The organism is Bacillus pumilus (assembly GCF_900186955.1).
Lineage (GTDB): Bacteria > Bacillota > Bacilli > Bacillales > Bacillaceae > Bacillus > Bacillus pumilus.
The window spans coordinates 2,241,748-2,267,084 of the sequence record NZ_LT906438.1 but is presented as its reverse complement, the minus strand read 5'-3'; the positions used below and the strand labels follow the sequence as shown (position 1 = coordinate 2,267,084).

Sequence of the window (25,337 nt, the reverse complement as noted above, 5' to 3'; positions counted from 1 at the left end):
TGAAAGAGATCCGTTCTTTCTTCATCAAAAATGAAAACGCTTTTTTCAATCTGATTATATTTTACTGAATAAATAATAAATTTGCAACGTTCTTAGAGAAAAGATGTATAAAAAATACATCAAAATGTGCTGAAGGCTTCATTTCTCATCTTTGCATCATTTTTGTCTAATCTGTGAACTTGACCAAAGTTTTGTATCATAATTCGTTTACTTTTTGTAAAATTAAAGTAGAATTAGAATTGTTTGTATAGTCTTAAAGGGGTTTTCACAAAGGGGAGGATGAAAGAAATGAAACGGAATCCACTTATACCATTTTTATTGATTGCCATTTTAGGTATTGGACTCACTTTTTTCTTATCAATGAAGGGGCTGAAAGATGAAGACAAAATCGCCTCTGGAGGCGAGGAGCAAAAGCAAGAAGAAACAGCGAATGCGACGCCGGAAGAATTGTATAAGCAAAACTGTCTGAGTTGTCACGGGGAAAACTATGAAGGCGGTGCAGGTCCTGCATTAAAAGGTGTTGGAGACAAGCTTGAAGTAGCAGACATCAAGAAGAAAATTCAAGAAGGCGGCAACGGGATGCCAGGCGGGCTAATCCCGAATGAAAAGCTCGATGAAATGTCAGAATGGGTATCCAAAATTAAATAATGTTACGCAAAAAGCTCTTTTTGATCAGAAGAGCTTTTTTCATTTGAAAACGACTTTTAAAAAGTCCATAATTTATATAAGATAGACAAGTATGAACATTAAAGAAAAGTAGTGATACGTATGAATGAAATGAATTTATCAAAACGATTAAAAAGAGTCGCAGACTTTTTACCACATGAGGCTGTCTTTGCTGATATCGGCTCAGATCATGCCTATTTGCCGTGCTATGCAATCCTGCATCAAAAAGCAGTAAAAGCGGTTGCTGGTGAAATTACAGAAGGACCGCTTCAATCGGCGAAGCAGCAAGTACATAGACTTGAATTAGATGACCAGATCTCGGTCAGAAAAGGTAATGGTCTTGAAGTCATTGAAAAGGGCGAAGTGAATGCTGTAACGATTGCAGGTATGGGCGGAGCACTCATCGCAAGCATTTTACATGACGGCAAGCATAAGCTCACAGGCCATGAAAGGCTTATTCTTCAGCCGAATATCCATGCTCACCACATTCGTTTATGGCTCTATCAAGAGGGGTATGAATTGATGGGTGAAGTCATTTTAGAAGAGGATGGCAAAATATACGAAATCATCATCGCCGAAAAAGGCGACAAAGATAAAGCCTATGAAGGGATGTCAATTGAAACAGGCATGCTAGTTGGTCCGTTTCTTGCGAAAGAGCAAAATGAAGTCTTCCGGCGCAAGTGGATGCAAGAGCTTCAGCATATGGAGAAGATAGAAAGTCAAATTCAGCAGGCAGCGCGAACAGAAGAGAACAAGGAGCGTCTTGAAGAGCTGCATGTAAAAATAAAGATTCTAAAGGAGGTTTTGACTGTTGGCTAAAACAGTAAACGGACATGAAATCATCCAATTATTTGAACAATTTTCACCAAAGGCATATGCCATGGAAGGTGACAAAATCGGTCTCCAGATTGGGACGTTAAATAAAAAGGTAAACAATGTCATGATCACCTTAGATGTACTAGAGAATGTGGTAGATGAGGCGATCGAAAAAAATGTGGATCTCATGATTGCTCACCATCCGCCGATCTTCCGTCCGTTAAAACATGTAGCGACAGATCAGCCAGCTGGACGAATCATTGAGAAATGCATCAAACATGATATTGCAGTATATGTGGCACATACGAATTTAGATGTGGCTGATGGAGGAGTCAATGACTTGCTTGCGGAGGCTTTAGAGCTTGAAGAAACAAGTGTGTTAGTCCCGACATATGAAGATCAAATCAAACAGCTTGCCCTCTATGTCCCGCAGGAATTTGAAGAAGCCATCCGGACAGCTTTAGGAAATGCGGGCGCCGGCCATATTGGCAACTACAGCCATTGTGCGTTTTCAAATGAAGGGACAGGCAGCTTTTTGCCATCAGAAGATGCGGACCCGTTCATTGGTGAGACCGGTCAATTGGAATTTGTTAAAGAAGTACGGATTGAAACCATTTTCCCGGCAAGTATTGAAAAACAAGTCATTCGTGAAATGATCAAAGCACATCCTTATGAAGAAGTCGCTTATAGTGTACACACGACAGACCTTCCTCCTATTCAAAAAGGGCTTGGCCGTATAGGGGAGCTAAGAGAGCCTATGACCCTTGGAGACTTCGCGCGATTTGTGAAGACAAAGCTGGATGTAAATGGTGCTCGCTTTGTAGGTGATCAGGACGCTGTTGTGAAAAAAGTAGCTGTGCTTGGCGGAGACGGAAATAAATACATTCATCAAGCAAAAAGAATGGGTGCTGATGTGTATGTGACAGGGGATCTTTATTTCCATGTCGCCCATGATGCCATGATGCTCGGGCTGAACGTAGTGGACCCAGGGCATTATGCAGAAAAGATGATGAAAGAGGGCGTAAAGGCGAAGCTTCAATCGCTATGTTCAGAGAAAAAGTATGATGTACAGCTCTTTGTTTCTGAATCAAACACAAATCCATTTCAATTTATGTAAACAAAAAAACGTCAGAGCATAGAAGCTCTGACGTTTATTTCTTTGTTTTCACGCGCGGTAGTATTTTCGAAAGAGGAACCGATCGTTCAATCTTCCAAGTTGATTCATCATCCGGCTCGTAGTTTTCTAAGAAACGGATAACTTCTTTTGTAATAGGCGTTGGTGTAGAAGCGCCAGCAGTAATGGCAACGGTATTTACGCCTTGCAGCCACTCCAGCTTGAGCTCACTTAGGTCACCAATACGGTAAGCCTGCGTTCCAGCAATCTCCATTGACACTTGTGCCAGACGGTTGGAGTTATTACTTTTTGGATCGCCGACAACAATGGTAAGATCGGCTTGGCCAGCTTGCTGAGATACAGCTTCCTGACGTACTTGTGTCGCAAGACAAATTTCTTGATGGTACTCGACGTGAGGATATTTCTCTTTTATGAGCTCCATCAGATCGTGGACATCCCACTGAGACATCGTTGTCTGATTGGTGATAAGCAATTTATCTGATGTTAAATCGAGCGCCTCAATGTCCGCTTCTGATTCGACAAGATGCACCTTGTCAGGGGCTACTCCGACAGCTCCCTCTGGCTCAGGATGACCTTTTTTTCCGATATAAATAATGTCATACCCATCGGCTGTTTTCTCTGAAATGAGTTCATGTGTTTTCGTTACATCGGGACAGGTTGCATCAATGGCGACAAGACCTTTTTCTTCTGCAATTTGACGAACCTCAGGTGAAACGCCGTGAGCAGTGAAAATAACTGTTCCGCTTTCAACCTGCTTTAAAATGTCCAAGCGGTTTGGGCCGTCCAGTGTGTAGATCCCATCTTCTTCGAAGGCATCTGTCACGTGTTTGTTGTGCACAATCATACCTAATATATAAATTGGGCGTGGCAAGTTTTTATCAAGTGCGGCATTTTTAGCAATGACCATTGCATCTACAACGCCATAGCAATAGCCACGCGGCGAAATTTTAATTACATTCATTTATTCGTCCTCCTGTAGGGAAGTGCTGCTAGAGAAGAACAATATAAAAAGCCGTGGAAAAACGGCTTTTTATCATTCTCTAGCTTCCATTATAGCCAAAGTAAGCGTATATATCAAAGATTGTTATACGCAGGGGACACTTCGCCGTTAAAAGATCACTAGACATATAGTTTTGGAACAGAGCTGCCAGGTCTTTTTTTCGGTTTTGCTTCAGGAGCAGGTGATGTGTGAGGAGCTGCTTTTTTGACGAGGATGTCCTCTGGTTCTTCGTTTTCTTCTATTTCATCATCTCCTGATGCAACCTCTTTTTGCACTTCTGTTTCCTCGCCGATTTCTTTAGGTTCTTCATCTGTACTTGTTTCATCATCATCTGCACTGCCAAGCTGGCTGTACAGCTTAATCATCGCAGGCAAATTTCTGACTAAAGGACCGTATTGCTGAATCATTGGCGTAAATTGCTGCGCCATTCCGAGCACCTTTTGAACATTTCCCAACATGCTTGAGAGGGTTGCAGGATTTGCGAAGCTCTGGATTCCTTGTAATCCCGCACTACCTCCAGAAACCCCTGCTCCCCCTGCGCCAGGAAGAAATTTAGAGAGCAAGCCTTTCATTCCTGCTCCGCCGCCTAGTGCACGGCTTTCGCCTCCTGGAATTCCGCCCATTCCGCGTACACCGCCTCCCTGTACAGACGGGGAGCGAGGCATCATTTGCTGAAATTGATTGCCTTGCCCTTGAAAAGGCTGTTCGATAGGAGCCTGCTGCCTCCTTTGAAAAATTCCGGGCTGTCCGCCATTTCCAAGATGCCGGCGTGAGGGACGGTGCGGCTGAAAATCACCCATAGGCCTTTGCCCTAACATACTTGTACCTCCCTTACTGCATTCTCTTTCTAATCATAGGTTATGCAAGGAAGCATCAATTGGTTTCCTGTAAGAAAAGCGGACATGGTTTTTTTGCTGAAAATCAGCTATAATGAGGAGATGAGCAAAAAGGCATTGCCTTAAGGAGTGAAAACATGAACGAAACAAAATTTACGACATATGAATTAAAGTCTTTTATTATAGATGCTATTCATGAACTGGGCTTTTATGAGCCAACTGATATTCAAAAAAGAATCATCCCTGCTGTGTTAAAAGGAGAAAGCGTGATTGGTCAATCACAAACAGGAACAGGAAAAACCCACGCGTACTTATTGCCGCTTATTCATTCAATTGATCCAAGCAAAGAGCACGTACAAGTTGTGATTACTGCACCTACAAGAGAATTAGCCAATCAAATTTTCAAAGAAGCCCAAACAATCTTAAAGAAGGCCTCTCCAGAAGAAGAGATTAAAGCAAAGCTTTACATTGGCGGAACGGACAAGCAGAAATCCATTCAAAAGCTAAAAAACCAGCCGCATTTGGTTGTCGGCACACCTGGACGTATTGCTGACCTCATTCATGAGCAGGCGCTGAACGTTTACAAAGCGACATCTCTTGTCATTGATGAAGCGGATTTAATGCTGGATATGGGCTTTTTAGAAGATGTGGACCGTATTGGTTCACAAATGCCAGAGCAGCTGCAAATGCTTGTGTTCTCAGCAACGATTCCAGAAAAACTAAAGCCATTCCTGAAAAAATATATGGACAATCCAAAATATGCCCATGTTGAACCAAAACGGATTACAGCTGAAAACATCCAGCATATTTTAGTCCCATCTAAACAGCGCGACAAGCTAAAATTGCTCCATGAAATGGTGACGAATGTACAGCCTTATTTAGGCATCATTTTTGCCAATACAAAAACAACCGTTGATGAAATCGCATCATTCCTACAAGAAAAAGGAATGAAAGTTGGAGTGCTTCATGGCGGATTAACGCCGCGCGAACGTAAAAAAGTGATGAAACAAATTGATGATTTAGAGTTCACTTATATTGTGGCATCTGACCTTGCAGCCCGCGGAATTGATATTAAAGGTGTCAGCCATGTGATCAACTATGAGCTTCCATCTGATCTTGATTTTTATGTTCACCGTGTTGGTCGAACGGCTCGAGCTGGTTCATCTGGAATTGCGATGACTATTTATGAGCTTGCTGATGAGGATGCACTCATTCAAATTGAGAAAATGGGCGTTGTGTTTGAAAACAAAACCATTGTTCATGGCGAATGGCGAGATGCAGATGACCGCTTGAAGCGTCAAAGACGTAAAAAAGCACCTAATGAAATTGAAGAAAAAGCAAAGCGTCTTGTGAGAAAACCGAAAGCCGTCAAACCTGGATATAAAAAGAAAATGACACGTGAGATGGACAAAATCAAAAGACAGGAACGTAGAAAGTCAAAGCGTAATGGAAAGTAGGGGGAAACATTGTTGAAGATTGGTTCACATGTATCCATGAGCGGAAAACATATGCTTCTTGCAGCGAGTCAAGAAGCTGCCTCTTATGGTTCGAATACGTTTATGATTTATACAGGTGCACCGCAAAATACGCGCCGTAAAAAAATTGAAGACCTCAATATTGAAGCTGGACAAGCGCATATGAAAGAGCATGGTATGACAGATATCGTCGTGCATGCACCATATATTATTAATATTGGGAACACCGTCAATCCAGCGACCTTTGAGCTTGGTGTGGACTTCCTTCGCTCTGAGATTGAACGTACAGAAGCGCTAGGTGCGAGGCAGATTGTTCTCCACCCAGGTGCACATGTCGGAGCAGGACCAGAAGCAGGAATCCAAAAAATCATTGAAGGTTTAAACGAAGTCATCGTAAAAGGGCAAAAGGTTCAAATTGCACTTGAAACAATGGCTGGCAAAGGATCAGAGTGCGGAAGAAGCTTTGAAGAGCTTGCCCAAATTATCGACGGAGTGACACATAACGAAGCACTTTCTGTCTGCTTTGATACGTGTCACACACACGATGCTGGTTATCCGATTGTGACTGACTTTGATGGGGTGTTAGAAGAATTTGATCGAATCATTGGTATTGACCGAATCAAGGTTCTTCATATTAATGACAGTAAAAACGTACAAGGCGCAAGAAAAGACCGACATGAAAATATCGGCTTTGGTGAAATTGGCTTCGATGCACTGAACAATATTGTGCATCATCCGCAGCTTCAAGATGTGCCCAAAATCTTAGAAACGCCTTATGTAGGTGAAGATAAAAAGAATAAAAAGCCACCTTACAAATTCGAAATTGCAATGCTAAAAGAAAAGCAATTTGACGAAGGCTTACTAGATAAAATTAAGAATCAGTAAAAAAGCATACAACATCATGAGGTGCCGCTAAATGCGGCCCTTTTTTGTTTAACTTGTAAACTGATTAAACAGATCATTGACAGTCTGAGCTGTCTGTTTAGATGTAATCGCTTCTACTTGCTTAAGAAGCCGGCTACGCTCTGCATCATTAAAAATATTGATGTTCTTCCCATTCATGAGTTTGGCCACCTCAGCAGCTTGGTTTGACGTTAAACTGACACCATACTGCTTCGCATACCTTAACAGATCATTTGCTGTGATCTGATTGAGCCGTTGCAGGACAATTTTTTGAATTAAAATCAATTCCATTCCTCCCCTCTGTAACAATGTATGGGCGAAAACGGAAAATGTGCAAAAAATTTTATTTTACCCTGTGAAATGATAAAATAGTAAAGTGAATAAAATGTTCATTGAAAATTTAAGTTGTGTAGAGGGGAGAACGTATGGCAAATAGTAAACAGCATAGAAAGGAATCAGTGCCTCATTTTATATTTAGAATTTTCCTGATTCTAGTAGGAGCTACATGCGCAGCAGTCAGCATTGAATTATTTTTAGTGCCAAACAATATTATCGATGGAGGCATCATCGGCATTTCGCTTATTTTGGATTATCTCTTTACAGATAACCCATTCATCAATTTTGCGACGATTGTTGTCATTTTGAATATTCCATTTATGATATCAGGATACAAACATATTGGGAAAACCTTTCTGGTTTCCACAGTAATTGGGATTGTCAGCTTAGCCGTGATTGAATCTTCGCTCCATCATGTAGAGGCATTTACAAATCAGCCAATCTTAGCCACTGTATTTGGCGGGCTATTACTTGGTTTTGGTGTGGGACTTGTCATTCGAAATGGAGGCTCAATGGATGGAACAGAGATCTTAGGCATTCTGCTAACGAAAAAAATTCCATTCTCCGTCGGTGAGTTTGTCATGATCGTCAATGTGTTCATTTTTATTTGGGCAGGCTTTGTCTTCGGACCAGAGCAGGCTATGTATTCTGTTATGACATATTATTTGGCAATGAAAACAATTGATGCTGTCATTCAAGGGCTTGATGAAACAAAAGCTGTCATTATCGTGTCAGATTATTATGATGAAATTTCAGATGCGATTCTTCATCGACTTGGCAGGGGAACGACAAAGCTGAGAGGGAAAGGCGGTTATACAGATGAAGAAAAAGATGTCATCTACGCCGTTGTCACAAGACTTGAAATCACAAAGCTAAAATCCATTGTATTTGAAATTGATAGTCAAGCATTTATTACGATTATGGATACGCATGAAACAAAAGGCGGTAAGTTCAAAACAGCCATTCATTAGCTTTTATTTTACTTTTTAATCTTTCTTTTATATAATGAAATGTATGTATGGACAGAGAAAATGGCAAAAGCCATTTTCTTTTTGTTGTATAAATCGTAATCATTCTTTTTATATTGATTAAAGGTGGAAAGATTCATGGCAAAGCCAATTATTGAAATGAAGGACATTTCGTACTCTTATGGACAGCGAAATGTCATAGATCACATTCATTTAACAGTCGAGGAAGGAAATTTTCTAGCACTTGTTGGACCGAATGGATCTGGTAAAACAACCTTATTAAAGTGCCTGCTTGGGCTCATTAAACCACAGCAAGGTGAATTAAAGCTATTTGGCACGCCTGCTTCAAAATTTAGAGACTGGGATCAAATTGGATTTGTTTCTCAAAAGGCGAATAGTTTTAATACAGGTTTCCCTGCTTCTGTTTACGAAGTCGTCGCAAGTGGATTGACGGCGAAAATAGGTTTATTCAAACGAATGAACAAGCAGGACAAATGGCAAGTTGAGGAAGCCATTCGTTCAGTTGGGATACAAGATTTAAAGCACCAAAACATCGGGGAACTTTCAGGCGGTCAGCAGCAGCGTGCCTTTATTGCACGTGCGCTCGTCAGTCAGCCGAAGCTGCTCATTTTAGATGAACCGACGGTTGGGGTAGACCAGCGGACAGTAGAAGGCTTTTATCAGCTGCTCGAAACATTAAACAAAGAAAAAGGAATGTCTTTAATTCTCGTCACACACGACGTGGGCACCGTTTCTGATAAAGTCACCCATGTGGCTTGTTTAAATCAGACACTTCATTTCCACGGAGATGCAGCAACGTTTGATTCAATGGATGATCAGGCGTTATCTCAATTTTACGGACATGACATTCAAGTGATTCATCACGATCATCACCATCATGGGGGACATGAATAATGCTATTTCCATTTTTTCATTATGAATTTTTACAAAATGCGTTTATCGCAGGAATGCTGATCGGTTTTATTGCGCCCTTGCTTGGTGTATTTATCGTCGTGAGAAGGCTCTCGCTGATTGCAGATGCCCTCAGTCACGTATCACTTGCCGGTATTGCAGCTAGTTTATTTCTTGATAAAAAGTTTGGCCTCTTGACAGGGGTAAGCCCGCTGTACTTAGGGATGGCGTTTTCTGTTGCCGGTTCGTTATTTATTGAACGCCTGCGCTCTGTGTATAAGCATTATCAGGAGCTGGCGATACCTATTATTTTATCAGGCGGTATCGGGATTTCCGTCATCTTCATTTCACTAGCGAATGGCTTTAATACAGATTTGTTTAGTTATTTGTTCGGAAGTGTCAGTGCGGTGTCGAGATTAGATCTTTGGATTGTTGTTGGGATCTCACTCGTTGTGGTGTTAGTTGTCGTGCTTTTATATAAAGAATTATTTTTACTTTCTTTTGATGAAGAGCATGCAAAGGCTTCTGGTATTTCAGCGAAATGGATTCATTTTATTTTTATCTTAGTTGTCGCACTTGTCATTGCGGCATCGATGCGTATCGTAGGTACACTACTTGTCTCTGCGCTCATGACACTTCCTGTTGCGGCAAGTATCCGCATTGCCAAAGGGTTCAAACAGGCGATTTTCCTTTCGATCTTGTTCGGTGAATTGTCTGTATTGGCGGGATTGATCTTAAGCTATTATCTAGATTTAGCGCCAGGCGGAACCATTGTGATGCTGTCCATTTTGATTTTAATCGGATGTATTTTTATTGGAAAATTCAAAAGGGGGAATCATCATGAACGTACAAGAAGCGCTTGATTTATTAAAGGAAAAAGGCTACAAGTATACAAGCAAACGTGAAGACATGCTTCAACTGTTTTCTGATTCTGATAAATATTTGACTGCTAAAAATGTGTTGACGGCACTAAGTGAAGACTACCCGGGTCTTAGCTTTGATACGATTTACCGAAACCTGTCGCTATATGAAGACTTAGGTATATTAGAAACAACGGAATTGTCAGGTGAGAAGCTTTTTCGTTTTAAATGTTCCTTTTCTCATCACCATCATCATTTTATTTGTCTGACATGCGGTAAAACAAAGGAGATCGATGCCTGCCCTATGGACAAGTTAGACGCCGATCTAGAGGATTATCACATTAGCGGACATAAATTCGAAATATACGGAACATGTCCTTCCTGCGAACCGAAGGAAGTTCACTCATAAAACAGCCAGCCGCAGAGCTGGCTTTTTCTCTTGTCTTTTTGAAAACGTTTTACAAAGGGCGGCTGTTTCATTAAAATGAGAACAAGGTACTGAAGAAATTTGTGTCTTTTGGAGTAAAGGGAGGGTCAAAAATGGCGTATTATGTCGTGTTTGATGTAGGCGGGACGAGAACAAAACATGGATTAATGGATCGGGATGGGGAGCTGGTCACGAGCGGTGACTATGAAACGAACTGCCGTCAGCTTGAACCGTTTTTAGAAGCGATGGCGGATGTGGTCAAACAATATCAGAGAACGTCAGATGTTAGCGGAATCGCCATTAGTCTTCCGGGCTTTGTGGACAGTGAAACAGGTTATACAGAATTTGCAGGAGCCATCATTGCCTTAAATGGTCAAAATGTAAAAACTCTTTTAGAAGAGAAAACCTCTCTTCGTGTTGAAGTCGAAAATGATGCGAACTGTGCAGCTCTTGCAGAAAAATACAGTGGCCATGCGAAAGAGTGTGACAGTTTTATTTGTATGACGCTTGGCACAGGTGTTGGCGGTGGTATTTTCGCTGGCGGTCAGCTTGTACGCGGGGCTTCCTTCCGCGGCGGTGAATTTGGCATGATGCTGACAGAGACAGACAATGGACAATTTACAACACTCAACAGCAGTGCTTCAACAGCTGGTTTAATTCGGAGCTATAAAGAAAAGCAAGGAATTCCGCAAAGTACGCAAATAGACGGTCAAGCCATTTTTGAAAAGGCAAAGCATGATCCGTCCATTGAAAAGCTAGTGGATCAGTGGTACAAGCGAATCGCCATTGGTATTTACAATGTAGCAACTGTCCTTAATCCTGAGAAAATCCTCATTGGTGGCGGTGTAAGTGCAAGACCAGATTTGCTATCAAATATTGAGAAACATTTACATACTCTGCCTGCGTGGAAGAACATTCAAGTGAAGGTGGAAACGTGCTATTACTTGAATCAGGCAGGCATGAAGGGAGCGCTGTACCATTTTCTCATGACAGAAGGGAAGCTTGCTCCATCAAAAAAGCCGATACATTAGAGTATCGGCTTTTCTGTATTAATAAGCAGTTTCCAAACGCTGCTCGTATTGTTTAATCCATTGAGATGCTTCCTGCCAGTTGTTGACACGTATAATCCTGTCGTCAATGGGCATTTGATTATATGGGGAGTTAAAAAGAATAACCGGGATGTCAGCCTCTTTTGCAATCATTGTGGCATTTCCATGATGATCCTCGAAAAACACATCAATTTTGTGCTTTTGAACAGCTTCGAGCTTATGATGACCGCCAACCAGCTCAATGTCATCATAGTGCACGTGATGTTTGTGAAACCACTCGTAGGTGATATCCGCATGATGCTGCCTTCTCGCTGTAATATAGATCAGCCTGTGTTGATGTTTCATTTGATCAAGCATCTCTTTTGCGTCCTTAGCAGGCTTTGCCTGTTTATATATAAGAGGCTCATGCTGATTCATCCAGCCCCAAAACTCTTCTTGAGAAATATTTAAAAGCTTCGTCAAATCATATTCTGTCATATCATCTAGTGTCATGGCACATTGGAACGACTCATTTAAATAGGGAACAAAGGTGTCCTGCGCCGTCACTGTGCCATCTATATCAATTCCTAAATGTAACATGCCCACACTCCTCATTTTTATACTCTTAAAGTGTAACATAATCAATTCACAATTCCAGCAAGTTTTAGCAAACATGAAACAGACATTTTTGCTCATACTAAAAAAGCTCCTTTCTATTAACCAAAAGGGGGAATTGATCATGGAAAGAGACGAAGATTTCAGAAGAAATGATCGTGAAATCGACACACACTTTAGTAATGATGATGGCTATCTAGAGGAAACAGCTGCTGAAATTGCAGAGCCATATCAGGCTTCAAGAGATCGAGTAGACAGACGAGAACGTGACCAAGTTGGTGACGATTCAGGCAGTAAGGGGATAGGCTATACAGCACTCGCGATTGCGATTATCTCGTTATTTGTCTTGCCGGTGCTATTAGGAGTAGCGGCAATCGTCGTTGGTTATATTGCAAGAAGAAAAGGAGCACATGCGCTTGGCGCATGGTCAATCGGGATCGGAATTGTTTCCGTCATCCTTGGCATATTTATCACCCCGTTCTTTTAACAAGAACAGAAAAACGCCTGACAGTGACGTCAGGCGTTTTTTGTTATGCGTTGGCTTTTGCTTTTTCAGCTTCCATTTTTGCATAATGCTCTTCAGCAATTTTATCGATTTCTTTTTTCAGTTCTTCGACCATTGTTTCTTCTGGCACTTTACGAACAATTTCACCTTTACGGAACAATAGGCCTTCTCCTCTAGCTCCGGCAATTCCGATATCAGCTTCACGCGCTTCACCTGGACCGTTTACAGCACAGCCAAGAACAGCTACTTTAATCGGTGCTTTAATCGTGGAGATATATTCTTCGACTTCATTTGCAATGCTAATGAGGTCAATTTCGATTCGTCCACAAGTTGGGCAAGAGATCAGTGTGGCTGCATTTGCTGCAAGACCAAATGATTTCAACAGTTCACGTGCTACTTTTACTTCCTCAACTGGATCAGCACTTAATGAGATGCGGAGTGTATTCCCAATCCCCATATTCAAGATAGCACCGAGACCAGCTGCACTTTTGACCGTACCTGCAAATAATGTACCTGATTCTGTAATTCCAAGGTGAAGAGGGTAGTCAAATGCTTTTGCAGCTTTTTCGTACGCCTCAATCGCTAGGTTGACATCAGATGCTTTCATGCTGACGATGATATCATGAAAATCTAGATCTTCAAGAATTTTAATGTGGTGCAGTGCACTTTCGACCATACCATCTGCTGTTGGGTAGCCGTATTTATCAAGAATTTTTTTCTCTAATGAACCAGCGTTTACCCCAATACGGATTGGAATGCCTTTTTCTTTTGCTGCTTTCACAACCGCTTCGACTTTTTCTCGTCTTCCGATGTTTCCTGGGTTGATTCGAATTTTGTCTGCACCTGCTTCAATCGCTTTCAGTGCAAGCTTGTAGTCAAAATGAATATCGACAACTAGCGGGATGTTGATCTGTTTTTTTATGTCTGCAATCGCATTTGCTGCACGCTCGTCTGGGCATGCGACACGCACGATTTGACAGCCAGCTTCTTCAAGACGCTTAATTTCAGCTACTGTCGCTTCGACATCATGTGTTTTGGTTGTTGCCATACTTTGAATGACAACCTCATTATTTCCACCTATAGTTAAAGGTCCCACTTTGACGGGACGTGTTTTAGTACGATGTGTGACTTCACTCACTTGTCAATCGCTCCTTAGTGTACAAGCAATTCTTTGCCATGTACGTCTTGTTTTACAGTTCATATTGTAACAGTCTCTTTGTATGAATGACAAGGAATTAACGTTTTATCTCTTATATACCGGAAACTTATATGTGCTGCCTGCCCGAATTTCGTTTGCTTTGACGCCTTGATTCAGCTCTTCAAAATCCTCAATGACTTCATCAAGTGGCTTGCTTGTATGGACGATAGAGACGACAGTTTCACCTTGTTTCACTGTGACGTTCTTATATGCTTTTTTCTCAGGTGTTTGAAAGGCATTTGCAGGGACAGCTGGACCTTCTTCAACGGGAATGGTGCCATTTTTTAAATCAAAAAAGATAATAAAGAGGACAAACAAACTGATTAGCAAAAAAATAATACGCCGCATTTCACTCACCGCTTTTAAGAGTTTACTTCAGTCTATGCATGTCCCGAAATGATAGAACCAACATGAGGAGAAAAGCTGGAAAGGGAGGTTCTAGTTCGTTCTAGTGTGTCTTGTATTGAATTTACTCTCGGCGGTGCTTTTTCAAGCTTCTATCACGATTATGATAAAATAAAAGCAGGGGGGAGAGTTTATGAAGAAAATCAGTCAGCATATATATGTGAGAGCGCTAACAGAAGAAGATGCACAATCACTACTCGCACTTGAACTTGAGAATCGCTCATATTTTCAGCAATTTACACCTTTGGTCAAAGATGATTTTTTCACGTTATCTCGTCAAATTGAACGAATTCAGCGCAGTGTGGAAAAATGCGTACAGGATGAAGCCTACATGCACGGTATTTTCTTAAATGAAACAGATGCCTTAATTGGGACAATCTCATTAAATTCTGTCGTAAGAGGCCCGGTAGAAGGAGCTTGGCTGGGGTATGTACTTGATGAAAAGCATGGCGGGAAAGGGTATATGACAGAAGCCATTCGTTTAATCATCGATTATGCCTTTGATGAGCTGCACCTGCATCGTATTGAAGCTGGAGTAAAGCCGAGTAATATAGGTTCCATTCGTGTGCTTGAAAAGACAGGTTTTGAAAATGAGGGACTCAATCGTAAAAAAGTAAAGATTAATGACGTATGGGAAGATCATTATTTGTTTGCGATCATTCATCCGGATGAATCATAGAGCATGCACATACATAAAAAGCTCCTCCAAGTTGGGGGAGCTTTCATACACTAAATTAATTTTTGACAAGTGGTTTATGTTTAGCGGGTATTTCCTTTACAACAAGGTATAAGAAGATAAAGTTAATGACCCAATTTAATAAAAATGAATTCGCAACAGGCGTGTTTAATGCACTCATGATGGCGAAAAAGACTGTTGTTAATGTGAGTGAGTAAGCAGAGAGCTTCCATAGCATTTGGAAGGACAGCTCTTTTTGCTGCATGCGTTTAATAAATGTACCAAGCATCGCAAGGAAAGTTGCGCTAATGAACATGAGAGCCGCAGTTGATAGATATAACAGCACACAGATGACTGGGATAATAATCGCTTGATTCTGATTTGTGACGCGGGCAAGTTCGTCTTTTGTCAGTGTCCCACCAAGCAGCTGATACGGGATATCTGTCATTTGCCCATCAATGGCAATCACAGCTTTTTCTTTTAATAATGCGATGGCCGTTTGCTTTGATTCAAGCTCACTTGCTTTTATTTTTTCAGCAGGATCAAAAATGATCGTAATGCCGTTTTCTTCTTTTTCTATCGGTTCACTTTGATCCGCTTGAAGCTTTCCTTTTTCGATTGAGAAATCAGGTAAATCTTTTTTGATCACATGCTGAAATCCTGACATCGCATTCGAGATCTCTTGACTCATATGATAACCCTGAGGAACTGCTGCGATGATCGAAAGGATAAAAATGAATAAAATCGCTTTGCCAATCCCTGTAAACCGTGCTTTCGCAATATCTTTTGGTGAATAAATGCCTTTTAATAATAGTTTAAATACGTTCAATCAATTCACTTCCTACATTCTTTTCTATTTCTCATATTGTATCAATGTCTATCTAACAAGTACAAGTATGGCCTTCATTGCTGGTTAAGATAGAGGGAATGAGGCATAATGTATACAGCAAATAAAAAGGAGGCGGCTGTGACTTGGACGTGCTGTATTGGATTCTCATCATTTGTGCATTTATCATTGCATTTGTTGGACTTGTTTATCCAATTATCCCTAGTGTGGTTTTTATGGTTCTCGGATTTATTCTATATGGTTTCTTTTTCAGCTTCGAGCCGCTGACACTGACGTTTTGGCTCATTCAAGCCGTATTTACCGCGGTATTATTTGCGGCAGATTATGTCTCGAACCTGATTGGGGTCAAGCGTTTTGGCGGCAGCCGTGCAGCTATTTGGGGAAGCACCATTGGGTTATTAGTCGGTCCTTTTGTGATTCCGATTGCAGGAATTATCATTGGTCCATTTATCGGAAGTGTTATAGCAGAGCTCCTTGTTCATCAAAAAGATGTGAAAACAAGTGTGAAAGTAGGATTAGGCTCGTTAATCGGATTTATATCAGGTGTATTTGCCAAAGGATTGATTCAAGCGCTGATGCTGGGCATCTTTTTATTTTATGTCCTTCGATAAATAGAAAAAGGGCGTTTAAAACTCTTTCTAAAGGGCTAAATACAAAATAAACACTGAAATGTTTCAGATCATGAGCAATAACGTTGAAACAAGCCAATTCTTTTGATACTCTTTGAGTAGGATGAATTGCTTGCTTACGATCTAAGGAAGCATTTCAGTACATACATTTCTAAGGAGGAATTTAACCATGGCTTTTAAACTTCCAGAATTACCATATGCTTACGATGCATTAGAACCACATATCGACAAGGAAACAATGACGATTCACCACACAAAACACCACAACACATATGTAACAAACTTAAACAAAGCAATCGAAGGTGTATCAGCTCTTGAAGATCAATCAATCGAAGAGCTAGTGGCTAACCTAAACTCTGTACCTGAAAACGTTCGTACAGCTGTACGTAACAATGGCGGAGGACATGCTAACCACTCATTATTCTGGACGCTTCTTTCACCAAACGGTGGCGGTGCACCAACTGGTGAACTTGCAGATGCAATCGAAAAAGAATTAGGCGGATTTGAAAAATTCAAATCTGATTTCGCTGCAGCAGCTGCAGGACGCTTTGGTTCTGGTTGGGCATGGCTTGTTGTGAACAATGGCAAACTTGAAATCACAAGCACGCCAAACCAAGATTCTCCTTTAACTGAAGGAAAAACACCAATTCTAGGACTTGACGTTTGGGAGCATGCTTACTACCTAAACTACCAAAACCGTCGTCCTGATTACATTTCAGCTTTCTGGAATGTTGTGAACTGGGATGAAGTGGCTCGCCTTTACAGCGAAGCTAAATAAACCATTTGATTTGAAAAGACCTGCTCTTTAGAGAAGCAGGTCTTTTTATATTTTCCCTCCTTTTTTACATATCTGCCTTTTGATGAGACAGACTATTGTGTAGAAAAGGAGAATGAAATATATGAGCAGATTAAAGAAAATGTTCGGGGACATGGATGTTACAAGAGATTTAATGCTCCTCCTCACGATTGGCGGATTATACGCACTTGCCATTGCACTTTCTAATACGTTTGTAAACGTGTATTTATGGAAACAGTCTGGGAAATTCACAGATCTTGCGATTTACAATTTGGCTATTGTTGTGCTTCAGCCCATTACATTTTTATTCGCAGGCCGGCTTGCTAAAAAAATAGACCGGGCGTTTGTCCTTCGTTTCGGCGTGATCTTCTTAGCCGCTTTTTACTTAATTGTCTTAATAGCAGGAGAGCACGCGGCCGCGCGGCTTGTTTTATTAGGGAGTGTCCTTGGGATCGGCTATGGTTTTTACTGGCTTGCTTTTAACGTACTTACCTTTGAGATCACCGAGCCTGAAACAAGAGATTTCTTTAATGGGTTTCTCGGAGTCCTCACCTCTACAGCTGGCATGATCGGTCCACTGATCGCGGGTATTGTCATTTCTCAATTAACAGATGATACGGGCTATACAGTGATTTTTACTTTATCGCTAATTTTGTTTTCATTAGCGGTTGTGATGAGCTTTTTCCTCAAGAGAAGGCAGTCCAAAGGAAAATTTATCATCAAGCAAATATGGAAAGAACGCCATGCCGACGAGAATTGGCGTAAGATTACAACAGCTCACTTTTTTCAAGGGCTTCGTGAAGGGGTCTTTGTCTTCTTAATCAGTGTCTTTGTGTTTATCGCAACAAACAGTGAGCTTGCTCTCGGGACATTTGGTTTGGTGAACTCAGGTGTTGCCTTTTTCGCTTATTTCTTCGCTACGCGTTTGATTAAGAAAAAATGGCGTAAGAAAGCCATTATGCTTGGCGGGCTGATTTTATACGGCGCCTTGTTCTTAATCGTCTTTCACTTGTCCTATGTATCACTTCTCATGTATGCGGTAGCCATCGCGATAGGATATCCGCTTCTGCTTGTTCCATATGTATCCTTAACATACGATGTCATCGGTCATGCAAGGTATGCAAGGAAAGCCCGAATTGAATATATTGTGGTCAGGGAGCTGTTTTTAAATGCTGGCCGTATTTGTTCCATTGTGTTGTTTCTTTTGTCTGTCACTTTACTTGGTGATGAGCTCGGGATACCTGCATCTCTTGTTGTGCTTGGAGCGGGACATACCCTCATTTATTTCTTTGTAAAAGATATTCATTTGAAAGAAAAAACTGCTGATATGAAAGAGGCAGACGGTCAAAAGCCAGTTTCTCAGACGAACCTTATTAAGGGAGAAAGGTAAAATTTCTTACCAATGGAACATCAAATTTCTAGATAAATAATAGAAAAACCGCTAAAATGATGATGGCACCTTTTATACACAAAAAGGGGTGCCATTTCTTTCTTGATAGAAAAGGTGATGTGATGAGAAACAAGAAAAACAAAAAAGACGCGAAGGAAGGGCGCAAAACACTTCCACTTCGGCTGAATTTACTATTTTTAGCTGCGTTTATTATTTTTACCGGTGTTGTTGTAAGACTCGGATTTGTACAAATTGTCAATGGAGAAGATTATAAAAAGCAGGCAGAAAAACAAGAGGATGTGAATGTCAGCTCATCTGCTCCGCGCGGAAAAATTTACGATCGAAACTATAATACGATTGTCAACAATAAAGCGCTAAATGCCATTACATATACGAGAACCTCGACGACTTCACAAGAAGAGCGGCTCAAAGTGGCTACAAAATTAGCGGATATGATTCATGTGAGTACGAAAAAAATTACAGATCGTGACAAAAAAGATTTCTGGATTTTAACGCACCCGAATGAAGCGAAAAAGCTTGTTCAAAAGGAATCGGAATTAAAGGGTGACGATAAGGTCGCTGATGATAAATTATATGAGCTTCAGCTGAAACGCATCACGGACAAGGAATTAAATCAACTGACGAAAAAAGACTTACAAGTGCTTGCGATTAAAAGACAAATGGATGCAGGCTATGCACTTACGCCTCAATTCATTAAAAATGATGATGTGAAGCCAAGCGAAATTGCTTACGTCTCTGAGCATTTGGACGAGCTGCCAGGTGTGGATGTCACAACAGACTGGTCACGCAGCTATCCGTATAAAGGACTGCTTCGCAGTATGCTCGGCAGCGTGTCCTCAAGTGATGAAGGACTTCCGCAGTCACTTCTTGAACATTATTTATCGCTCGGCTACAGCCGAAATGACCGTGTAGGAAAAAGCTATCTAGAATATCAATATGAAGATGTCCTGCAAGGCCAAAAGGAAAAAGAGCAGAGTACAACTGATAAAGAGGGCAATGTGACAAGCTCTAAAGTGCTAACAGAAGGAAAGAGCGGGAAAGACCTAGTGCTCACCATTGATATTCAGCTGCAAAAAGCAGTAGAAAAAATCGTTGAAAAGAACTTAAGAAGTGCGAAACAAAGAGGCGGGACAGAGCTTCTTGATCGTGCGTTTGTTGTCATGATGGACCCTAGAAATGGAGAAGTTCTCTCCGTTGCGGGGAAACAGATTTCAAACAAAAACGGAAAATACAAATTTGATGACTACGCATTAGGAACGATGACTTCATCCTATGCGATGGGCTCAGCTGTAAAAGGGGCCACTGTACTGACGGGATATAAAACAGGCGTGATTCATATTGGAAGTACCCAGTACGATGAACCGCTGTATATCGCGCAGTCACCGCCTAAGAAATCCTATCAAAATATGGGACTCATTAATGATTTAACGGCACTCGAGCGTTCATCTAACGTGTATATGTTTAAAACAGCGATTGCCGTTGGAAAAGGGGAGTATCGTAAGAACCAGCCGCTCCCAATCGATCCGAAAGCTTTTGATACATTCCGTTATAATTTCAGTAAATTTGGTCTTGGTGTCAAAACAGGGATTGACCTGCCAAACGAAGCGACAGGCTACCGGGGAACGTCTACACAATCTGGTCTCCTGCTTGACTATGCAATTGGACAGTATGATACGTTTACACCGCTGCAAATGGCGCAATACGTTTCAACGATTGCCAATGGCGGATATCGTTTACGTCCGCAGCTTGTTAAAGAAGTGAGAGAGCCAGATCCGCAGCGCGGCATTGGTGCTGTAACAGAATCCGTCAAACCGGACGTATTGAATAAGCTAGACATGACAGGTGATGAGATCAAGCGTGTTCAGCAAGGCTTCAAGCTTGTCATGCAGAACCCAAGAGGGACGGCCTACTCGAACTTTGGTAACAAAAAGTATAACCCAGCTGGCAAAACAGGAACCGCTCAATCATTCTATGACGGCCCAATTAAAAGCAAACGCGGCACACCAACATATAACACAACACTTGTGGCGTATGCGCCTGCTGATAATCCAGAAGTGGCCATTTCCGTCGTTGTACCATGGGTGTATCAAGACTACAATCAGCGCTATCCAATTACAAATGATATCGGTGAACAAGTATTAGACAAATACTTTGAGCTAAAATCAAAACAGGAAAGCAATGATACACAAGCGAAGAACAAAAATAAAATTGAAAATGAAGCAGAAACAAATGACTAGACCTTTTCTAGGTAAAAACGCTCACTTTTTGTGGGCGTTTTTTTACGTTTTCTTCAAAATTTTCGAGATAAATTGACAAAATACATAAAAAACATCGCAAGATCTCTACAAAACTTCGACATTTACAAAACCTTAACATTCCATTTAAACGAAATTAATAAAGAACCTTTAATGTATTACTCGTAGGACAAATTATTCAGGGGGTATTCTTGAAATGAAAAAGAACAAATTATGGCTGCTTACTTTCCTTACTATCGCATTGTTAGCATTCGTCACAGCATGCGGAAACAGCAGCTCAAGCGGAGATTCAAAAGACAGTAAAGGAAATGCTTCAAACAAAGATGAGGCATCAGGTTCCATTACCATCTCAGGATCATCTGCGATGCAGCCTTTAGTTCTTGCGGCAGCAGAAAAATTCATGGATAAACATCCAAAAGCCGATATTCAAGTACAAGCCGGCGGTTCAGGAACAGGACTTTCTCAAGTGTCAGAAGGATCTGTACAAATTGGTAACTCAGATGTATTCGCAGAAGAGAAAGACGGAATCGACGCAAAAGCTTTAACAGACCACAAAGTAGCAGTTGTTGGAATGGCCGCAGCTGTAAACCCTGAAGTGGGTGTCAAGGACATCACAAAGGACGAATTGAAAAAAATCTTCACTGGTAAAATCAAAAACTGGAAAGAGCTTGGCGGGAAAGACCAAAAAATCACTCTTGTCAACAGACCTGACTCTTCAGGAACTCGTGCAACATTTGTGAAATATGCACTTGATGGAGCAACACCTGCAGAAGGAATCACAGAAGATTCTTCAAACACAGTGAAAAAACTGATTGCAGAAACGCCAGGTGCGATTGGATACCTAGCATTCTCTTATTTAACAGATGACAAAATTACACCGCTTAGCATTGATGGTGTGAAACCGGAAGAAAGCAATGTAGAAAGCGGTAAATATACAATTTGGGCTTACGAGCATTCTTATACAAAAGGTGAGCCAGATGGTCTAGCAAAACAATTCTTAGATTACCTCATGAGTGATGAAGTACAAAAAGAAATCGTCAAAGACCAAGGCTACATCTCAGTTGCTAATATGAAAGTAGAAAGAGACGCAACAGGCAAACAAACAGATAAGTAAGAGGTCTTGAATTGCTGATGAAGGAAAAGTGGAGCTTTTCACTTTTCCTTTTATGACATTCATAGGAGTGTAGAAAAAGATGAAGCAGATAGAACATACAGAAGCGAGCGATCGACTGATCAGCTCGAAGAAAAATAGGCAAATGGATGAAGTAAGAGGAAGTATTTTGGTGAGATTTTGCGCATTCTTAATGATTGCTGTATCTATCGCCATTACCATCTTCCTTGGCATTAAGGGTTTACAATCTTTCATCGTAAATGGTGTAAGCCCAATTGAGTTCTTAACCAGTATCAATTGGAACCCAACAGCAGAAAACCCGCAGTACGGCGCATTTCCTTTTATTTTCGGATCAATCGCCGTCACGCTCCTATCGGCACTCATTGCAGCGCCGCTAGGCATCGCAGGCGCAATCTTTATGACAGAAATTGCACCTGCTTGGGGACGTAAAATCCTCCAGCCAGTCATTGAATTGCTTGTAGGGATTCCATCCGTTGTTTACGGATTCATAGGTCTTACAGTATTGGTGCCGTTTATCGGACATTTTAAGTCAAGCGGCTCAGGGCATAGCGTGCTAGCAGGAACGATTGTCCTGTCTATTATGATCCTGCCAACCGTTACATCCATTGCGACTGATGCAATGGGTTCACTACCAAAAAGTTTACGAGAGGGATCGTACGCATTAGGTGCAACAAGATGGCAAACGATTAGACGTGTGCTTGTCCCAGCAGCTCTGCCAACATTAATGACAGCGGTCGTTCTTGGCATGGCTAGAGCATTTGGAGAAGCCCTTGCTGTACAGATGGTCATTGGAAACACGCGTAATTTACCAGAGAGCATTATGGATACAGCTGGTACATTAACAACCATTATTACGTTAAACATGGGTCACACAACGTATGGAAGTGTTGAGAACAATACACTTTGGTCAATGGGACTTGTCCTTCTAGTTGTATCATTTATGTTCATACTCATTATCAGATACTTGTCGTCTAGGAGGAAGATTTAATGAATAGCAAAATGACCGATCGTTTTGCCACATTTATATTTGGATTATGTGCTGCCATTATTACGGCGATTCTCGTTGGTTTGTTTTCTTATATCATTTTCAACGGTGCAAAAGAATTAAATTTCGACTTTTTGACAACCCGCTCAAGTGCGATTGGCTCTGGCGGCGGCATCAGGGATCAGCTGTTTAACTCGTTTTATATTTTGTTTATTACGATGCTGATTACAGTACCGCTTGGCGTCGGCGGCGGAGTGTATATGGCAGAGTACGCTCCTCAAAACAAAGTCACAGACTTTATTCGTACATGTATCGAAGTGCTGTCTTCACTTCCGTCTATCGTCATTGGTATGTTTGGTTTACTCATGTTTGTGAATTTAACAGGCTGGGGCTATACGATTATTGGAGGAGCTCTTGCGCTCACTGTGTTTAACCTGCCGGTGATGGTCAGGGTGACAGAAGATGCGCTGCGCTCTGTACCGAAGGATCAAAAGGAAGCATCACTAGCGCTTGGTGTAACGAAGTGGCATACAGTCAAAACGGTCCTTATTCCAGGTGCGCTTCCGTCTATTATCACTGGTGCGATTTTAGCATCAGGAAGAGTCTTTGGTGAGGCGGCTGCTCTTCTTTTTACAGCAGGTCTCTCCACACCGCGCCTTGATTTCACAAACTGGAGTCCTTTTTCTGATACGTCACCGCTGAATGTGTTTAGACCAGCAGAAACATTAGCCGTTCATATATGGAACGTCAATACACAAGGAATCATTCCAGATGCAGAGGCCATTGCAAATGGTGCATCAGCTGTACTTGTGCTTTCAGTTTTATTGTTCAACCTAGCTGCTAGATGGCTTGGTTCATTTATTCATAAAAAGCTTACGTCAAAATAATGTGAGAGAGGTGTGAAGGGGATATGGTTCAAATGCTAGCAGAAAAAAAAGAGATTGCAGCGAAAAAGGCTCCACTTCAAGCGGAACAGATTTTACAGGTGCAGGATTTAAGCATTTATTATGGTGAAAAAAGAGCGGTCAATCACATTTCATTCGAGATTGAGAAGAATGCAATCACCGCATTAATCGGCCCATCCGGCTGCGGGAAATCTACCTTTTTACGCAGTATTAACCGCATGAACGACTTAATCTCAGGTGCGAGAAGTGAAGGGGCGATCATGTACGAAGGATTAAATATTTTGGATGACCGTATTAATGTGGTGAATTTAAGAAGAGAAATCGGCATGGTCTTCCAAAAACCAAATCCATTTCCTAAATCGATCTACAATAACATCACCCATGCGTTAAAGTATGCCGGGGAAAAAAGAAAATCTGTGCTTGATGATGCGGTTGAGGAAAGCTTAACAAAGGCGGCGTTATGGGATGAGGTCAAAGATCGTCTGCACCGATCTGCTTTGTCATTGTCAGGCGGTCAGCAGCAGCGACTTTGTATTGCACGTACACTTGCGATGAAACCTAGTGTCTTATTATTAGATGAACCGGCTTCTGCCCTAGACCCTATCTCAAATGCGAAAATTGAAGAGCTATTAGGCGAATTAAAAAATGATTATTCAATCGTCATTGTGACACACAACATGCAGCAAGCGCTCCGTGTATCAGATCGTACGGCCTTTTTCTTAAACGGAGATCTAGTAGAATATGATGCCACAGAACGTATCTTTACACGTCCTGCACAGCAAAAAACAGAAGACTATATCAATGGTCGATTTGGATAAGGCGGGTGATTTGATGAATGCAGTAGCAACTAAAGCAGCAAAAAAAGAAGTGTTTCGTGTGAATGATATGAATCTTTGGTATGGACAGCATCATGCATTGAAGCATATTGACTTAGCGATTAGAGAGCATGAAGTTACAGCGATTATCGGCCCGTCCGGCTGCGGAAAATCAACGTTTATTAAAACGTTAAATCTTATGGTCAAAACAGTGCCAGGTGTGAAAATCACTGGGGATATGATGTATAAAGATGACAACATTTTAAAAGGTCGTGTCGATTTAGTGGAGCTGCGTAAAAATGTCGGCATGGTGTTTCAAAAAGGGAATCCATTCCCTCAGTCAATTTTTGATAATGTCGTATACGGACCAAGAATTCATGGAGTTAAGAGCAAGCAGCAATTGAAAGAAATCGCGGAAAAAGCGCTTCGAGATGTTGCCCTATGGGATGAAGTGAAAGATCGATTAAGTGCTCCCGCTCTAGGCCTTTCTGGCGGTCAGCAGCAGCGTCTTTGTATCGCAAGAGCCATTGCTACAAGCCCAGACATCTTATTAATGGATGAACCAACATCAGCGCTTGATCCTGTCTCAACATTAAAGATTGAAGAATTGATTATGAAATTGAAAGAGAAATATACGATTGCCATTGTGACGCATAACATGCAGCAAGCGGCTCGGGTATCAGACCGAACGGCATTCTTCTTAATGGGGGAGCTTGTTGAGGTCAATGATACGAATGTGATGTTTTCTGAGCCAAACGATCAAAGAACGAATGATTATATATCTGGTCGATTTGGATAAGG

28 protein-coding genes are annotated in these 25,337 nt (G+C 41.4%); 21 read left to right on the top strand and 7 right to left on the bottom strand.

Features of this window, described 5'->3' with window-relative positions; translation table 11 throughout:
• Positions 1-288: 288 nt before the first annotated feature.
• From cccA to CKW02_RS11615, 3 genes are all read left to right on the top strand, one after another.
• A complete protein-coding gene (cccA, locus tag CKW02_RS11625; RefSeq protein ID WP_003217503.1) occupies positions 289-648 on the top strand; it encodes a cytochrome c550 in 360 nt (119 codons plus the stop codon).
• A gap of 120 nt (positions 649-768) precedes the next feature.
• Positions 769-1,485: a tRNA (adenine(22)-N(1))-methyltransferase gene (locus tag CKW02_RS11620; protein ID WP_003217455.1), complete on the top strand. Its 717-nt coding sequence runs from the start codon at positions 769-771 to the stop codon at positions 1,483-1,485.
• Positions 1,478-2,599 carry a Nif3-like dinuclear metal center hexameric protein gene (locus tag CKW02_RS11615; RefSeq protein ID WP_003217458.1) on the top strand — a complete coding sequence of 374 codons (1,122 nt, stop codon included), beginning with the start codon at positions 1,478-1,480 and terminating at the stop codon, positions 2,597-2,599. Before CKW02_RS11620 ends, CKW02_RS11615 begins: the two co-directional genes overlap by 8 nt.
• A gap of 34 nt (positions 2,600-2,633) precedes the next feature.
• Here CKW02_RS11615 and CKW02_RS11610 read toward each other — a convergent pair whose 3' ends face one another.
• Positions 2,634-3,578, bottom strand: coding sequence for a 4-hydroxy-3-methylbut-2-enyl diphosphate reductase (locus CKW02_RS11610; protein WP_003217509.1), 945 nt, complete (start codon positions 3,576-3,578; stop codon positions 2,634-2,636).
• A 158-nt stretch (positions 3,579-3,736) separates the two neighbouring features.
• Positions 3,737-4,435 (bottom strand): VrrA/YqfQ family protein, encoded by a 699-nt coding sequence (vrrA, locus tag CKW02_RS11605; RefSeq protein WP_003217417.1) that lies wholly within the window; start codon positions 4,433-4,435, stop codon positions 3,737-3,739.
• Between the two features lie 155 nt (positions 4,436-4,590).
• Here vrrA and CKW02_RS11600 point away from each other — a divergent pair, with 155 nt between their 5' ends.
• Both CKW02_RS11600 and CKW02_RS11595 read left to right on the top strand, forming a co-directional pair.
• On the top strand, positions 4,591-5,910 hold the full coding sequence (locus tag CKW02_RS11600; protein ID WP_003217519.1) for a DEAD/DEAH box helicase: 1,320 nt from the start codon (positions 4,591-4,593) through the stop codon (positions 5,908-5,910).
• A 9-nt stretch (positions 5,911-5,919) separates the two neighbouring features.
• Positions 5,920-6,813: a deoxyribonuclease IV gene (locus tag CKW02_RS11595; RefSeq protein ID WP_003217337.1), complete on the top strand. Its 894-nt coding sequence runs from the start codon at positions 5,920-5,922 to the stop codon at positions 6,811-6,813.
• 48 nt (positions 6,814-6,861) lie between these two features.
• Here the strand turns inward: CKW02_RS11595 and CKW02_RS11590 are convergent, their stop codons facing one another.
• Positions 6,862-7,116, bottom strand: a complete 255-nt coding sequence (locus tag CKW02_RS11590) for a DUF2624 domain-containing protein (RefSeq protein WP_003217420.1) — start codon at positions 7,114-7,116, stop codon at positions 6,862-6,864.
• 140 nt (positions 7,117-7,256) lie between these two features.
• On the opposite strand from CKW02_RS11590, the gene CKW02_RS11585 reads away from it, so the two are divergent.
• The 5 genes from CKW02_RS11585 to CKW02_RS11565 all read left to right on the top strand — a co-directional run bounded on the left by CKW02_RS11585 (position 7,257) and on the right by CKW02_RS11565 (position 11,365).
• Positions 7,257-8,138 carry a YitT family protein gene (locus CKW02_RS11585; RefSeq protein WP_003217308.1) on the top strand — a complete coding sequence of 294 codons (882 nt, stop codon included), beginning with the start codon at positions 7,257-7,259 and terminating at the stop codon, positions 8,136-8,138.
• 135 nt (positions 8,139-8,273) lie between these two features.
• Complete coding sequence (locus tag CKW02_RS11580) at positions 8,274-9,050, top strand: metal ABC transporter ATP-binding protein (RefSeq protein WP_003217497.1); 777 nt, start codon at positions 8,274-8,276, stop codon at positions 9,048-9,050.
• Positions 9,050-9,910, top strand: a complete 861-nt coding sequence (locus CKW02_RS11575; RefSeq protein WP_003217436.1) for a metal ABC transporter permease — start codon at positions 9,050-9,052, stop codon at positions 9,908-9,910. Before CKW02_RS11580 ends, CKW02_RS11575 begins: the two co-directional genes overlap by 1 nt.
• Positions 9,888-10,316, top strand: coding sequence for a zinc uptake transcriptional repressor Zur (locus tag CKW02_RS11570; protein WP_003217433.1), 429 nt, complete (start codon positions 9,888-9,890; stop codon positions 10,314-10,316). The genes CKW02_RS11575 and CKW02_RS11570 overlap by 23 nt, the downstream gene beginning before the upstream one ends.
• A 131-nt stretch (positions 10,317-10,447) precedes the next feature.
• Positions 10,448-11,365, top strand: coding sequence for an ROK family protein (locus CKW02_RS11565; RefSeq protein WP_003217294.1), 918 nt, complete (start codon positions 10,448-10,450; stop codon positions 11,363-11,365).
• Positions 11,366-11,383: 18 nt separating this feature from the next.
• Here the strand turns inward: CKW02_RS11565 and CKW02_RS11560 are convergent, their stop codons facing one another.
• A complete protein-coding gene (locus CKW02_RS11560) occupies positions 11,384-11,962 on the bottom strand; it encodes a 5' nucleotidase, NT5C type (protein WP_003217384.1) in 579 nt (192 codons plus the stop codon).
• 139 nt (positions 11,963-12,101) lie between these two features.
• Between CKW02_RS11560 and CKW02_RS11555 the strand changes: the two genes are divergently transcribed.
• On the top strand, positions 12,102-12,464 hold the full coding sequence (locus CKW02_RS11555; RefSeq protein WP_003217474.1) for a DUF308 domain-containing protein: 363 nt from the start codon (positions 12,102-12,104) through the stop codon (positions 12,462-12,464).
• A 43-nt stretch (positions 12,465-12,507) separates the two neighbouring features.
• Here the strand turns inward: CKW02_RS11555 and ispG are convergent, their stop codons facing one another.
• Both ispG and CKW02_RS11545 read right to left on the bottom strand, forming a co-directional pair.
• Entirely contained in the window at positions 12,508-13,620 is a 1,113-nt protein-coding gene (gene ispG, locus CKW02_RS11550; protein ID WP_003217392.1) for a flavodoxin-dependent (E)-4-hydroxy-3-methylbut-2-enyl-diphosphate synthase, read from the bottom strand.
• Between the two features lie 105 nt (positions 13,621-13,725).
• The gene (locus CKW02_RS11545) at positions 13,726-14,028 is read right to left on the bottom strand and encodes a hypothetical protein (protein ID WP_003217371.1); all 303 of its coding nucleotides are present in this window, start codon (positions 14,026-14,028) and stop codon (positions 13,726-13,728) included.
• 190 nt (positions 14,029-14,218) lie between these two features.
• On the opposite strand from CKW02_RS11545, the gene CKW02_RS11540 reads away from it, so the two are divergent.
• Complete coding sequence (locus CKW02_RS11540; protein ID WP_034620838.1) at positions 14,219-14,764, top strand: GNAT family N-acetyltransferase; 546 nt, start codon at positions 14,219-14,221, stop codon at positions 14,762-14,764.
• Positions 14,765-14,819: 55 nt separating this feature from the next.
• Here the strand turns inward: CKW02_RS11540 and CKW02_RS11535 are convergent, their stop codons facing one another.
• Positions 14,820-15,590 (bottom strand): DUF1189 domain-containing protein, encoded by a 771-nt coding sequence (locus tag CKW02_RS11535; RefSeq protein WP_003217320.1) that lies wholly within the window; start codon positions 15,588-15,590, stop codon positions 14,820-14,822.
• Positions 15,591-15,733: 143 nt separating this feature from the next.
• Here CKW02_RS11535 and CKW02_RS11530 point away from each other — a divergent pair, with 143 nt between their 5' ends.
• From CKW02_RS11530 to pstB (CKW02_RS11490), 9 genes are all read left to right on the top strand, one after another.
• On the top strand, positions 15,734-16,219 hold the full coding sequence (locus tag CKW02_RS11530; RefSeq protein ID WP_003217408.1) for a DUF456 domain-containing protein: 486 nt from the start codon (positions 15,734-15,736) through the stop codon (positions 16,217-16,219).
• Between the two features lie 187 nt (positions 16,220-16,406).
• Positions 16,407-17,015 carry a superoxide dismutase SodA gene (gene sodA, locus CKW02_RS11525; protein WP_003217313.1) on the top strand — a complete coding sequence of 203 codons (609 nt, stop codon included), beginning with the start codon at positions 16,407-16,409 and terminating at the stop codon, positions 17,013-17,015.
• A 121-nt stretch (positions 17,016-17,136) separates the two neighbouring features.
• The gene (locus tag CKW02_RS11520; protein ID WP_003217361.1) at positions 17,137-18,423 is read left to right on the top strand and encodes an MFS transporter; all 1,287 of its coding nucleotides are present in this window, start codon (positions 17,137-17,139) and stop codon (positions 18,421-18,423) included.
• A 122-nt stretch (positions 18,424-18,545) separates the two neighbouring features.
• Entirely contained in the window at positions 18,546-20,681 is a 2,136-nt protein-coding gene (locus tag CKW02_RS11515; protein ID WP_003217334.1) for a peptidoglycan D,D-transpeptidase FtsI family protein, read from the top strand.
• Between the two features lie 214 nt (positions 20,682-20,895).
• On the top strand, positions 20,896-21,813 hold the full coding sequence (locus tag CKW02_RS11510; RefSeq protein ID WP_003217324.1) for a phosphate ABC transporter substrate-binding protein: 918 nt from the start codon (positions 20,896-20,898) through the stop codon (positions 21,811-21,813).
• Between the two features lie 79 nt (positions 21,814-21,892).
• Positions 21,893-22,819 (top strand): phosphate ABC transporter permease subunit PstC, encoded by a 927-nt coding sequence (gene pstC / locus CKW02_RS11505; protein WP_003217329.1) that lies wholly within the window; start codon positions 21,893-21,895, stop codon positions 22,817-22,819.
• Positions 22,819-23,703 (top strand): phosphate ABC transporter permease PstA, encoded by an 885-nt coding sequence (pstA, locus tag CKW02_RS11500; protein ID WP_003217489.1) that lies wholly within the window; start codon positions 22,819-22,821, stop codon positions 23,701-23,703. Before pstC ends, pstA begins: the two co-directional genes overlap by 1 nt.
• Before the next feature lie 23 nt (positions 23,704-23,726).
• Complete coding sequence (gene pstB / locus CKW02_RS11495) at positions 23,727-24,539, top strand: phosphate ABC transporter ATP-binding protein PstB (protein ID WP_034620835.1); 813 nt, start codon at positions 23,727-23,729, stop codon at positions 24,537-24,539.
• Between the two features lie 13 nt (positions 24,540-24,552).
• A complete protein-coding gene (pstB, locus tag CKW02_RS11490) occupies positions 24,553-25,335 on the top strand; it encodes a phosphate ABC transporter ATP-binding protein PstB (RefSeq protein WP_034620853.1) in 783 nt (260 codons plus the stop codon).
• Positions 25,336-25,337 lie beyond the last annotated feature (2 nt).

Excerpts from the sequence above, each read along its gene's own strand:
- CKW02_RS11520 (WP_003217361.1), top strand. The coding sequence starts at position 17,137 with ATGAGCAGATTAAAGAAAATGTTCGGGGACATGGATGTTACAAGAGAT.
- CKW02_RS11585 (WP_003217308.1), top strand. The coding sequence starts at position 7,257 with ATGGCAAATAGTAAACAGCATAGAAAGGAATCAGTGCCTCATTTTATA.
- CKW02_RS11560 (WP_003217384.1), bottom strand. The coding sequence starts at position 11,962 with ATGTTACATTTAGGAATTGATATAGATGGCACAGTGACGGCGCAGGAC.
- CKW02_RS11600 (WP_003217519.1), top strand. The coding sequence starts at position 4,591 with ATGAACGAAACAAAATTTACGACATATGAATTAAAGTCTTTTATTATA.
- pstB (WP_034620853.1), top strand. The coding sequence starts at position 24,553 with ATGAATGCAGTAGCAACTAAAGCAGCAAAAAAAGAAGTGTTTCGTGTG.
- CKW02_RS11510 (WP_003217324.1), top strand. The coding sequence starts at position 20,896 with ATGAAAAAGAACAAATTATGGCTGCTTACTTTCCTTACTATCGCATTG.
- pstC (WP_003217329.1), top strand. The coding sequence starts at position 21,893 with ATGAAGCAGATAGAACATACAGAAGCGAGCGATCGACTGATCAGCTCG.
- CKW02_RS11545 (WP_003217371.1), bottom strand. The coding sequence starts at position 14,028 with ATGCGGCGTATTATTTTTTTGCTAATCAGTTTGTTTGTCCTCTTTATT.
- CKW02_RS11610 (WP_003217509.1), bottom strand. The coding sequence starts at position 3,578 with ATGAATGTAATTAAAATTTCGCCGCGTGGCTATTGCTATGGCGTTGTA.
- vrrA (WP_003217417.1), bottom strand. The coding sequence starts at position 4,435 with ATGTTAGGGCAAAGGCCTATGGGTGATTTTCAGCCGCACCGTCCCTCA.
- CKW02_RS11570 (WP_003217433.1), top strand. The coding sequence starts at position 9,888 with ATGAACGTACAAGAAGCGCTTGATTTATTAAAGGAAAAAGGCTACAAG.
- CKW02_RS11565 (WP_003217294.1), top strand. The coding sequence starts at position 10,448 with ATGGCGTATTATGTCGTGTTTGATGTAGGCGGGACGAGAACAAAACAT.
- sodA (WP_003217313.1), top strand. The coding sequence starts at position 16,407 with ATGGCTTTTAAACTTCCAGAATTACCATATGCTTACGATGCATTAGAA.
- CKW02_RS11555 (WP_003217474.1), top strand. The coding sequence starts at position 12,102 with ATGGAAAGAGACGAAGATTTCAGAAGAAATGATCGTGAAATCGACACA.
- cccA (WP_003217503.1), top strand. The coding sequence starts at position 289 with ATGAAACGGAATCCACTTATACCATTTTTATTGATTGCCATTTTAGGT.
- pstA (WP_003217489.1), top strand. The coding sequence starts at position 22,819 with ATGAATAGCAAAATGACCGATCGTTTTGCCACATTTATATTTGGATTA.
- pstB (WP_034620835.1), top strand. The coding sequence starts at position 23,727 with ATGGTTCAAATGCTAGCAGAAAAAAAAGAGATTGCAGCGAAAAAGGCT.
- CKW02_RS11575 (WP_003217436.1), top strand. The coding sequence starts at position 9,050 with ATGCTATTTCCATTTTTTCATTATGAATTTTTACAAAATGCGTTTATC.
- CKW02_RS11540 (WP_034620838.1), top strand. The coding sequence starts at position 14,219 with ATGAAGAAAATCAGTCAGCATATATATGTGAGAGCGCTAACAGAAGAA.
- CKW02_RS11515 (WP_003217334.1), top strand. The coding sequence starts at position 18,546 with ATGAGAAACAAGAAAAACAAAAAAGACGCGAAGGAAGGGCGCAAAACA.
- CKW02_RS11620 (WP_003217455.1), top strand. The coding sequence starts at position 769 with ATGAATGAAATGAATTTATCAAAACGATTAAAAAGAGTCGCAGACTTT.
- CKW02_RS11580 (WP_003217497.1), top strand. The coding sequence starts at position 8,274 with ATGGCAAAGCCAATTATTGAAATGAAGGACATTTCGTACTCTTATGGA.